Origin of the sequence: Hymenobacter setariae (assembly GCF_007713685.1) — a bacterium.
GTDB lineage: Bacteria > Bacteroidota > Bacteroidia > Cytophagales > Hymenobacteraceae > Hymenobacter > Hymenobacter setariae.
On sequence record NZ_VMRJ01000006.1, the window covers coordinates 196,910 to 208,964 of the forward strand.

Sequence of the window (12,055 nt, forward strand, 5' to 3'; positions counted from 1 at the left end):
AAAGTTGACTTAGCATCATGCTACACTTCAGGTTACTCGATAGTAGTTTTGAAAATAGGTTTGGTTTAATATTGTATTATAATGTCACATAATATTATTCTATAGGTAATGAGTAAGGTCAAATCTGCTTTTATAACCCACAGCTTGCGGCCTTTCAGCTAGTAGCGATAAAATAGCCAGCATAGCATCTTAAGCAGTTTACCGAGAATAATACCTTGTTAAGCTAATAAATAGAGTTGCAAAAGACCAGCTTTGTTACTTGTCAATTATAAAGGACCTATTCTAATCGAGTGCTACTAGCTAAAAGCCCTTTATTATTTACCATTCTGATTCTATTGTATATATGATAAACATAATTTATAAAATAAATAAGATTGGCTTGCTAGTAATCAGTAGCCGTGCAGCGCTGTCTAAACCGTTGGGCAGGGTAGGTTGAGTTTGCTGATACTTGGTTAAAAACTTTAGATATGTACGAAGAGAGCAAAGCTGCTTTCGTAGCAGTTCATCAGCTCGTCGAGCAGTCGGCTCAGCGGTATCGCAACCAACCAGCTGTGGTAGATGGGGCCGCCACTTATACCTACGCACAGCTGCTGGCGCGGGCCGACCAGCTTAGCCGGGCTATTCGGCACCAAGCCCCAGCCGCCGAGTTGGTGGGCCTCAGCACCACGCGCGGGTTCGATATGGTCGTGGGGGCATTGGCCATTCTGAAGGCGGGCAAAGCATACTTGCCTCTTAATCCCAGCTACCCCACGCAGCGCCTGGCGCAGCTCGTGGCCAGCTCGGGCATCACGAGCTGCGTAGCGCCCCCTACAGATGCCGCTGCCCTAGGAGCACTGGGCTTGCAAGTTCTTGCTTCCGACGCAGCACATACTTCTGAAAGCCAAGTTGTGACCCAGGGTGCAGCGGCCTACGTGCTCTATACCTCTGGCTCGACTGGCGAGCCTAAGGGCGTGTGCATGGGCCACAAGGCGCTGGTGAACTTGCTGCAGTGGCAAAACGAGCATTCGCTGGCGGGCCCTGGCACGCGCACCTTGCAGTTTGCGCCGCTGAGTTTTGACGTATCGTTTCAGGAGATTTTCGCTACCCTGACTACAGGCGGCACACTGGTACTGCTTAATGAAGAGCAGCGCCTCGACTTCGACGGCCTGCTGGAATTGCTTGAGGCAGAAGCTGTCAGCCGGCTGTTTTTGCCCTTCGTGGCGCTGCAAGCCCTGGCCGAAGCCGCCGTAAGCGCTCAGCGCTTTCCCAGCGCTTTGCGCGAAATCATGACGGCCGGTGAGCAGCTTAAGATTACGCCGCAGCTCGCGGCCTTTTGCGCGGCGCTGCCCGGCTGCGTGCTCTACAACCAGTACGGCCCCACCGAGTGCCACGTCGTGACGCAGCTGCGCCTGGCGGGCTCGCCGACTGCCTGGCCTGCACTGCCGGGCATCGGCCAAGCTATTGCTAACACCGAGGTTTTCTTTCTAGATACCGAGCTGCGCCCCGTGCCCGCTGGCAAAGTGGGCGAGCTGTGCATTGCCGGTACGTGCCTAGCCGAAGGCTACCTCAATCAACCCACGCTCACAGGGGCAAAATTTGTGCAAGGCGCAGATGGAAAGCGCTTTTACCGCACTGGCGACCTAGGGCGCTACCTGCCCGATGGCAACATCGAGTTTCTGGGGCGTCAAGATGACCAGGTTAAAATCCGCGGGCACCGCGTCGAGGTAGGGGAGGTGGAGGTGGCGCTGGCCGATTTGCCGGGCGTTCGGCAGGCCGTGGTGGTGGCCCACGCTGGCCCTACCGGTTCGCCTCAGCTAGTGGCGTACCTCGTGGCTGCGCCCGGTGCCGAGCCAGCGGTATCGGTGGTGCGCCAGGCGCTGGCCGAGCGCCTGCCCGACTACATGCTGCCCAGTGCATTTGTGTGGCTAGCCGAGCTACCCAAAACTACTAGCGGTAAGGTTGACAAGAAAGCCCTACCTGCTCCCGAGCGCAAGCGCCCTGCCCTAGGTGTGCCGTTTCGGAGGCCAGCCGCCGGTGCCGAGCAGCACGTGGCGCAGCTTTGGGCTGAGCTGCTGCAGCTAGATGAGATAGGGGCCGACGACAATTTTTTTGAGCTAGGCGGCAACTCGCTACTGGCCCAAAAAACAGTTGCTACTCTCCAAAAGCGGCACCAATACGCCGTGCCCATCACCAAGCTTTACCAGCTGCCAACGGCGGCTGGCCTGGCTGCCTACCTAGGTGGTGGGGGCCAGTCTCGCCCGGTCCCGGCCGACCTTAGCCAAGCCCGCGTCAGTCATGCAGGCGACATTGCGGTCATTGGCTTGGCGGGACGCTTTCCGGGGGCGGCGTCGGTGGCGGAGCTGTGGGATGTGCTGGCGCAGGGTCGCGAAACTATTCGATTTTTTAGCTCTGAAGAGCTAGATGCGTCAATTCCGGCGGCACTCAAAAACGACCCGCTGTACGTAGCAGCCCGCGGCGTAATTGACCACGCGGAGGATTTCGACACCCGCTTTTTTAATCTGCCACCCAAGCTGGCCGAGCTGATGGACCCGCAGCAGCGGGTATTTCTGGAAATAGCCTGGGAGGCGCTGGAAGAGGCTGGCTATTTGCCCCAGACCTACGCTGGGCGTGTGGGCGTGTTTGCGGGCAGTGGTAATAATACTTACTACCTGCGCCACGTGCTGCGCAACCCCGAGCGGGTGGCGCAGCTAGGCGAGTTTCAGGTAATGACGGTAAATGAGAAGGACTACCTGGCCTCGCGCACAGCCTACCAGCTAGGGCTCACGGGGCCGGCCGTGAGTGTGTACTCGGCCTGCTCCACGTCGCTGCTGGCCATTACGCAAGCCGTGCAAAGCCTACGTAGCGGCCAATGCGAGGTAGCGCTGGCGGGTGGCGTCAGCATCACGGCGCCGCTGCGCAGCGGCCACCTTTACCAAGAAGGCGCCATGCTGAGCGGCGATGGCCACTGCCGCCCGTTTGATGCGCAGGCGCAGGGCACCGTGTTCAGCGATGGGGCCGGGGTAGTGCTGCTCAAGCCCCTCGCCGCGGCCCAGCGCGATGGTGATACCATCCACGCCATTATCAAAGGGGTGGGGGTGAATAATGACGGCGCTGGCAAGGGCAGCTTCACTGCCCCCAGCGCCGAGGGCCAGGCTGGTGCCATTCGCCAGGCCTTGGCCGATGGCGCTATTGACCCCGCCACCATCAGCTACGTGGAGGCCCACGGCACTGCCACGCCGCTTGGCGACCCCATCGAAATCGAGGGCCTGGCTATGGCATTTGGGGAGCAGGCAACCCAGCAGTTTTGCGCCCTAGGCTCCATCAAAAGCAACCTAGGGCACCTCACGGCGGCAGCCGGGGTGGCGGGCTTTATCAAGACTGTGCTGGCTATGCGCTACCAGCAGCTGCCGGCCTCACTAGGCTTTACAACAGCCAACCCGCACATTGATTTTGCGGCTAGTCCCTTCTTCGTCAACGCCAAGCTTTCGCCTTGGCAGCCAGCCGGTACTCGTCGTGCTGGGGTAAGCTCCTTCGGTGTGGGAGGCACCAATGTGCACGTGGTGCTAGAAGAGTACGTGGTGCCCGAACTCACCGACCCGACCCCAGCGAGCGCCGAGCGCCCGGCGCAGCTCCTCACGTGGTCGGCCAAGTCAGAAGCCAGCCGCACTGCCTACGCCCAGCAGTTGGCGCAGCACCTAGGTGCTAGTTCGGCTATTTCCTTAGCCGATGCGGCTTTTACGCTGCACACCACGCGGCCGGCGTTTACGCACCGCGGCTTTGTAGTGGCAAGCACCGCGGCCGAAGCGGCAGTTGCACTTCAGCGCCCAGCAGGCACCCTAGGCGGCACGAAGACTGTAGCCACAGTGCCAGGTGAAACGGTATTTCTTTTCCCCGGCCAGGGCTCGCAATACCTAAACATGGGGCGCGGCCTTTACGAGCATGAGCCCGCCTATCGCCAAGCGATAGACGAATGCGCGACCCTGCTGCACGACCAGCTAGCCATGGATATCCGTGAGGTGCTGTATCCTGCGCCGGGCAGCAGCGGTGCTGAAGAACGCCTAAAAAATACGCGCTACACCCAGCCGGCGCTTTTCGTGACGGAGTACGCCCTGGCGCAGCTGTGGCAGAGCTGGGGCATTCGACCTAGTATTTTGTGCGGCCACAGTGTGGGCGAGTTTGTGGCGGCCCACCTGGCGGGTGTGTTCACGCTGGCCGATGCCCTGCGGCTCGTGGCCACCCGCGCCCAGCTGGTGAGCGAGCTGCCGCGCGGCAGTATGCTAGCAGTGCAGTTGCCCGCTGCCGAAGTACTAGCCCAGCTGCCAGCCGCCCTCTCGCTAGCGGCCACTAATGGCGCCCGCCGCTGCGTGGTAGCCGGCCCCGACGAAGACGTAGCCACCTTCGCGCAGTGGCTCGACGCGCAGGCCATCCCGAGCCGGGTGCTCGCTACCAGCCACGCTTTTCACTCCGCCATGATGGAGCCCGTGCTGCCTACCTTCCGGGCGGCGGTGGCTACTGTGGCACTGCACCGCCCCCAGCGGCCGGTGGTATCTACCGTCAGTGGCACTTGGCTGACCGATGCCCAAGCCACCGACCCTGAATACTGGACGCAGCACTTGCGGCGCACCGTGCGCTTTGCCGAGGCCCTCGATACCCTAGGGAGCCTTGCCAACCCACTGCTGCTCGAAGTAGGGCCTAGCGGCGTGCTAGCCGCGCTGGCCCGGCCGCACCTGGGGGGGCGCGCAGCGGCTGTGCTACCGGGCTTACCCCCGGCCACCATTCACACTGATAGCCACGCCATGTTGGCGACAATGGGTGGATTGTGGATGAATGGTTTGGCTATAGAATTGTCTCGCTTATATCTTGGGCAAGCGCGCCGCAAAATCAGCTTGCCTACCTACGCTTTTGACCGCCAGCGGTGCTGGGTCGACCCTCCTGCCGCTGTCGCCAGTTCTTCGGCGGCGCCCGCGGCAGAGGAGCTGCCTCGCCCGCTACTACCTGCTACTACCCCGCTACTTCCTTCTGCCATTAGTATGAGAAAGACTACGCTGCTTACCAAGGTGCGAACCTTGCTGGAGGAAACCTCCGGCATTGAGCTAACAACCGCCCCACCCACCGCCAGCTTCTTGGAAGTTGGGTTTGATTCGTTGCTGCTGACGCAACTGGCCATCACGCTGAAAAAAGAGTTTGGCTTGCCCATCACTTTCCGGCAGCTGAATGAGGAATATGCGACCCTAGGCCAGCTCGTTGACTACCTAGACCAGCAGTTACCAGCCGAAGCACCAGCCGCTCCTGCGGCGCCAGTGCCTGCTCCTGCACCGGCTGCCCCCGCACTAGCGGTGCCTGCGCCCGCCATAGTCCCAGTGGGGGCCTTCATGGCGGGGCCAATGCTCCCCGCGCCAGTTGCCAGCGACACGCTGGGCCTGCTGGCTCAGCAGCTACAGCTTATTGCCCAGCAAGTGGCCCTGGTGCAAGCCAGTACGGCTGCCGCGGTGCCGCTGCCAATGGCAGCACCTAGCGTAGCGCCACTCGCCCCGGCCCTAGGTGCTGTGGCGCCAGCCCCTGCGCCCGTAGCACAAGCGCTCTCTTCAGCGCCCGAACTTTCGGCAGAAGAAGTTGCCGAATTGAAAAAGCCTTTCGGAGCCACTGCCCGCATCGAGCGCCAAGCTACCGAGCTAGGGCCGGGGCAGCAGGCCTTTTTGCAGGAGCTGACTCGCCGCTACACCAAAAAAACTGCCGCCAGCAAGGCCTATACGCAGCAGCACCGCGCCCGCATGGCCGACCCGCGCGTGGTATCGGGCTTCCGGCCGCTGACCAAGGAACTGGTTTATCCGCTGGTAGTCAACCGCTCGCAGGGCAGTCGCCTCTGGGACCTCGACGGCAACGAGTACATCGACGCCCTCAACGGGTTTGGGTCGTCGCTGCTAGGCTACCAGCCGGCTTTTCTGAAAGAAACGTTGCACGCCCAAATTGAGCAGGGCTACGAGATAGGGCCCCAGCACGTGCTGGCCGGCGAGGTCAGCAAACTGCTGTGCGAGTTCACGGGCTTCGACCGGGTTGCGTTGTGCAATACTGGCTCAGAAGCCGTCCTAGGTGCCTTGCGTGTGGCCCGCACCATTACGGGGCGCTCGCTGGTGGTGGCCTTCACGGGGTCGTATCACGGCATTGTTGATGAGGTGCTGGTGCGCGGCACCAAGCAGCTCAAGTCCTTCCCGGCGGCGCCTGGCATTATGCCCGAAGCTGTTCAAAACATGCTCATTCTGGACTACGGTACTGACGAGAGCCTGCGCATCATCCAGGAGCGGGCGCACGAGCTGGCGGCCGTACTGGTCGAGCCCGTGCAAAGCCGGCGGCCCGAATTCCGGCCGGTGGCATTCCTAAAGCAGGTGCGCGAGGTAACGGCCGCCGCGGGTACGGCGCTGATTTTTGATGAGGTTATTACGGGCTTCCGGATGCACCCGGGCGGGGCGCAGGCACTGTTTGGCATCCGGGCCGACCTAGCCACTTACGGCAAGGTGGTGGGCGGCGGGCTCTCTATCGGCGTGATTGCGGGGCACGAAGAATGGATGGACGCCCTCGACGGCGGCCACTGGCAGTACGGCGACGCCTCATTTCCGGAGGCGGGCGTGACCTACTTCGCCGGCACGTTTGTGCGGCACCCACTGGCGCTGGCGGCGGCCAAGGCCTCGCTCCAATATCTCAAAGAGCAAGGCCCTAGGTTGCAGCAAGAGCTGACGGCCAGCACCGAGCGGCTAGCCCATGCGCTCAATACCGAGCTCGAGCGTCAGCAACTGCCCTTCTACGTGGCGCAGTTTGGGTCGCTCTGGAAAATTAAATTCTACGACGAGCTGCCGTATAATGAGCTGCTGTTTACGCTCATGCGCGAGAAAGGTATTCACATCTGGGATGGTTTTCCGTGCTTCCTCACCACGGCCCACACCGCATCAGAAGTTGACCAGATAGTAGCGGCTTGCCTAGCCAGCGCCCATGAGCTGGTGACCGCCGGCTTCCTCAAGTCGAGCCGGCCCGTTGTGGCTCGCCCGGCGGCGCCCGCCCTAGGTACCACCGAGCAGCTCAACCAGCCACCCGCGCCCGGCGCCCGCCTGGGCCGCGACCGGGCCGGCAACCCCGCTTGGTTTGTGGCCGACCCCAGCCGCCCCGACAGCTACCGCCAACTTAGCGTGAACTAACGGGCTATGAGCAAGATTTTTACTGATGACCCGCTCATAGCGCGTCTGCCCGCGCGCTTGGCCACGGTGGCCGAAGTAGAGTTTGACCCCTTCGCCGGGCCCGAGCTGCTGCGGCTAGTACCCATTACCGAGTCGCAGGCCGAGATTTGGGCGGCGTGCCTGCTCGGCGGCGACGATGCCAGCCGCGCCTACAACGAGTCGGTGACCTTGCGCCTAGTAGGGCCGCTCGACCGCACTGCGCTTGAGCGAGCGCTGCGGGCGCTGGGGCAGCGCCACGAGGCCCTGCGCTCGGCCTTCAGCGCCGATGGTAAATACAGCTGCGTCTTTCGAGAGCTGCCGCTGGAGATTGCCTACCAAGCCATCACCGACCTAGGCGCCCCTGAGCAGCAAGCGGTAGTGGCCGCTTGCGTGGCCCACGATGCACAGTATGTGTTTGACCTGCTACACGGGCCGCTGCTGAAAACCAGTCTGTTTAGCGTAGCGCCCGAGGAGCATCAGCTGGTGTTGACGGCCCACCATATTGTGTGTGATGGATGGTCGCTGGGTATCTTGCTGCAAGAGCTTAGTGCGTTGTACTCGGCTTACTATCAAGGGCTAGTACCTGCGTTGCCGGCCACCACGCCGTTTGGCCAATACGCCGACCAGCAGTTGCTTTTTAGTCGCAGCGTTGATTATCAAGTGGTCGAGCAATTCTGGCTGGCGCAGTACCAAGGTTCGGTGCCAGTGGTGGCTTTGCCCACCGACTTTACCCGGCCGGCCGTGCGCACTTACCGCAGCACCCGCGCCGATTATCCATTGGCTCCTAGCCTAGTAGCGGGCCTCAAAAAAGTAGGCCTAGGAGCTGGTAGTAGCTTTGTGACGACGCTGCTGGCAGCTTTTGAGGTGCTGCTGGCCCGGCTCACTGGCCAAAACGACGTAGTGGTAGGGCTGCCGGCGGCCGGGCAGTCGGCCAGTGGGCTGCCGCAACTAGTGGGGCACTGCGTAAACCTGCTGCCCTTGCGTAGCCAGCCCTACGGCGACGGTGACTTTGTTTCTTACCTGCGGCAGCGCAAAACGGCACTCTTCGACGCCTACGAGCACCAGCAGCTCACCTTCGGCAGCCTACTCAAGAAACTGCGCCTAACCCGCGATGCCTCCCGGGTGCCGTTGGTGCCGGTGGTGTTCAACATCGACCTTGGGCTGACCAACGAGGTGGCGTTTGAGGGCTTGCGCTACGAGCTGATTAACAACCCTAGGGCCTACGAAAGCTTCGAACTGTTTTTGAATGCCAGCGGTACCGAGCAAGACTTAGTGCTGGAATGGTCTTACAATACCGACCTATTCAAAGCCGAAACCATTGGCTTCTGGATGGCCAGCTTCGAGGCGTTGCTGCGACGCATTATTGCCGAGCCTACTACTAGCCTCAAGGCGCTAGTGCAGGGCGAGGCTGCTCCGCTGGCTGCGGCCTATCAGGCGCTCAATGCCACCGCGCAGCCTTATCCTGCGCACAAGCTGCTGCACCAGCTTATTGCCGAGCAGGCCCGCGCCACGCCCGCGCGGCCGGCACTGCGGTTTCGCCAAGAGGAACTGTCGTATTACGACCTAGACCGCCGCGCCAATCAGCTGGCTAACTACCTCTGGCATCAGGGTGTGCAGCACGGCGATGTAGTGGGTATTGCGGTAGAGCGCTCGCCTGCGCTGGTCATTGCCCTGCTGGCACTCATGAAGTGCGGGGCCGCCTACGTACCGCTCGACCCCGCTTACCCGGCCGAGCGGCTCGAATTTATGCTCGCCGATGCAGGAGCTCGGTTGCTGCTAGCTTCGGCCTCGGCTGCGCTGGCCACCACAGCCCGCGTGCTGGCCATCGACGAGGCCCTAGAGCTGTCGCGCAGCTACTCCGACCAGGAGCCCGCTGCGCTACCCGACAGCCAGCAGGTGCTATATGTGCTCTATACCTCGGGCTCGACTGGCAAGCCTAAAGGAGTGGAAATTACACACCGCAATGCTGTAAACTTTCTATGCAGCATGCAGCAGGCGCCGGGTATCACCGCCGATGACAAGCTGCTAGCCATTACCACTATCTCCTTCGATATTGCGGGCCTAGAGCTGTACCTGCCCCTAGTAAGCGGAGCCACTGTAGTGCTGGCCGATGCCTACGCGGCCAAAGAGGGCCAAGAACTACTGCGGCTGGTAGAAAAGGAGAAAATCACCATCATGCAAGCCACGCCCTCTAGCTGGCGCATGATGCTTGATGCGGGCTGGCAGCAGCCCCTGCCGCTAAAAGTGCTGTGCGGGGGCGAGGCCTTGCCGCTGGAGCTGGCTGGCCGGCTGTTGGCTCGCAGCCAGGCGGTATGGAACCTATATGGGCCCACCGAAACCACCATTTGGTCGTCGGTCAAGCAGATGGGCCGCACCGATACAGAGGTGACTATCGGCCATCCTATCGCCAATACCCAATTTTATATTCTGGATGAGCACGGCCGGTCAGTGGCTCCTGGCACGCCGGGCGAGCTATGCATTGCCGGCGACGGTGTGGGCCGCGGCTACTTAAACCGCCCTGCCCTCACGGCCGAAAAGTTTGTGGCTAATCCCTTTGCTAGCCAGCCGGGGGCACTGCTTTACCGCACCGGCGACCTAGGCCGGCTGCTGCCTTCGGGCGAGGTGCAATGCCTAGGGCGCCTCGACCAGCAAATGAAAATCAGGGGCTACCGCATCGAGCCCGCCGAAATCGAGCATGCCCTCGAAGCCTTCGACGAAGTGCGCCAAGCCGTCATTGGCACCTATGAGCGCCACCCCGGCGACGAGCGCCTAGTAGCCTACCTAGTACTGGCCAACCCGGTGTCCGCGCCGCTCGACAAGGCCCGCATCAGTCGCTGGCAGCAGGCGCTGCTGAGCCAACTGCCCGCCTACATGGTGCCCAGCGACTTTGTGACGCTCCCCGCGCTGCCCCTGACGCTCAATGGCAAGCTCGACCGCAAAGCACTACCAGCGCCCAGCAGCACGGAGGCAGGCCGCGCACTCACCCCAAGTCAGCCCCGCACCGACCTCGAAAAGCTCGTAGCTGCCACCTGGCAGGAGTGCCTAGGGGTAACGCAGGTTGAGCTAAACGATGACTTCTTTCAGCTAGGCGGGCACTCCCTCATTGCGGTGCAGGTGATGGCCCGCCTGGCCGAAGCCACTGGCCAGCGCTTGCCCTTGGCCACACTGTTTGAGCACCCAACTGTGGCGAAGCTAGCGGCCGTGTTGCAGCAAGCTAGCCCACCCGGCGCCTGGAGTTCGCTGGTACCCATCAAGCCCCAGGGCACTAGGCCGCCTTTATATATTGTGCATGGGGCAGGGTTCAATGTGCTCATATTTAACGCGCTGTCAAAGCAGATGGCAGCCGACCAGCCCGTGTATGGCTTGCAGGCCAAGGGGCTCGATGGCATTGAAGAGCCCGCCGCAAGCGTGGAAGCAATGGCAGCGCATTACGTAGCAGCCATCGTAGCGGCTAATCCTAATGGGCCCTATGCACTGGCAGGCTATTCGTTCGGGGGCATTGTAGCGTTTGAAATGGCCCGGCAGCTCATCGAGGCGGGCAAGCAGGTGACATTCCTAGGTATGTTCGATACCTACGCCGCGCAGACAGACCACTACGACCCCTGGCTGCATAAGACATGGAAACGAGGTATCCAGCTTGTTAAGCAATTGCTCTACAGTGCGGTGGCGTTGAAAAATAGTCCGCGTGAGGCTATGCGAATGAAGGTGCAGTCGCTTCGGCGAGCCACGGTAGAGCGGCTTCAATACAGTCCGGCCGAGCAGTACGAGCGCATTAATGGGCATCCCTACAAGCTGGGCCTTGTGCATGCGCTGGCGCAGCGCCAGTATCGGTTGCGGCCGCAGAATATTGTCGTTCACGTGTTTCGCAGCAAGGAGCGGCTCTATTATATGGAAGATTACACCTACCTAGGATGGCGAGAATTTGCTACGGCGGGCGTGAAAACATATGACTTGCCCGGCAATCACTTCCACATGTTTGCCCCGCCTCACGATGCCGAATGTGCCCAGATTCTGCAAGCTGCCCTCGACCAGTGCACCTAGGTAAGCCTGAGCTAGATGCCACCCCGCCCGGCGAGCTGCCCGTGCTACTGACGTGTAATACCCGGCCGGGCGCCGAAAGATGGCAACGTCCAGCTTTCGGCGCCCCGACTGGCGTAACAATTTTTAGACTACACGTTACTGGTAGCCTGGCATTTGTGTCGCAAGCCGCGGCACTGCTACAGGCCGAGGAACAGCGCCGTGCCCAGCGCTACCACCGCGCCGAAGACTACCACCGCTTTGTGCTGGGGCGGGCGGCCCAGCGGTTGGTGCTGGGTGCCTACCTAGGGCTGCCGCCAGCCGGCCTACACTTCGAGCCGGGCGCCGCTAAGAAGCCGCGCCTACGCGAGGCCCCAGGGCTGCACTACAACGTATCGCACGCCGGCGACTGGGTGCTGCTGGCCGTAGCCAAGGCAGAAGTAGGTATTGATATAGAGCGCCTCGCCCCGCAGTTTGCTTTTCAAGAGGTGCTCGACTACAGCTTTAGCCCCGCCGAAAAAGCATTCATCGAGCGCAGCCTGGTGCCAACTCATGCGTTTTACCAACTCTGGACGCGTAAGGAAGCCTTTGTGAAAGCGACTGGGCGGGGCATCGATGCCGAGTTTGCCCAAGTGCCGGCTTTGGATGGTCAGCACCACGTAGCTAGCCCCGGCCAAGTACCTAGGTGGGTGGTCAGCACCTTTGAGGCAGCAGCGGGCTACGTAGCCGCGGTGGCCTACCCGGCGGCGCTGCCGGGCCCGCAGCAGTTTTATGAACTTGGAAATGACGTGCTAGACGAGTTGTATACAGTGGCACCGTCTGAGCCTTATGTTCTTAGGTAAAGGTAGCCAACG

General features: G+C 61.3%; 3 protein-coding genes. All 3 read left to right on the forward strand.

Annotated elements, in window-relative coordinates:
• The first annotated feature begins 467 nt into the window (after positions 1 to 467).
• The 3 genes from FNT36_RS21640 to FNT36_RS21650 are packed head-to-tail and all read left to right on the forward strand — an operon-like array spanning position 468 to position 12,043.
• A complete protein-coding gene (locus tag FNT36_RS21640; RefSeq protein WP_144852040.1) occupies positions 468 to 7,166 on the forward strand; it encodes a polyketide synthase in 6,699 nt (2,232 codons plus the stop codon).
• 6 nt (positions 7,167 to 7,172) lie between these two features.
• On the forward strand, positions 7,173 to 11,225 hold the full coding sequence (locus FNT36_RS21645; RefSeq protein ID WP_144852042.1) for a non-ribosomal peptide synthetase: 4,053 nt from the start codon (positions 7,173 to 7,175) through the stop codon (positions 11,223 to 11,225).
• Entirely contained in the window at positions 11,216 to 12,043 is an 828-nt protein-coding gene (locus FNT36_RS21650; RefSeq protein WP_233636133.1) for a 4'-phosphopantetheinyl transferase family protein, read from the forward strand. Before FNT36_RS21645 ends, FNT36_RS21650 begins: the two co-directional genes overlap by 10 nt.
• The last annotated feature ends 12 nt before the right edge of the window (positions 12,044 to 12,055 follow it).

Coding starts and splice junctions, on each gene's coding strand:
- FNT36_RS21640 (WP_144852040.1), top strand. CDS start 468: ATGTACGAAGAGAGCAAAGCTGCTTTCGTAGCAGTTCATCAGCTCGTC.
- FNT36_RS21645 (WP_144852042.1), top strand. CDS start 7,173: ATGAGCAAGATTTTTACTGATGACCCGCTCATAGCGCGTCTGCCCGCG.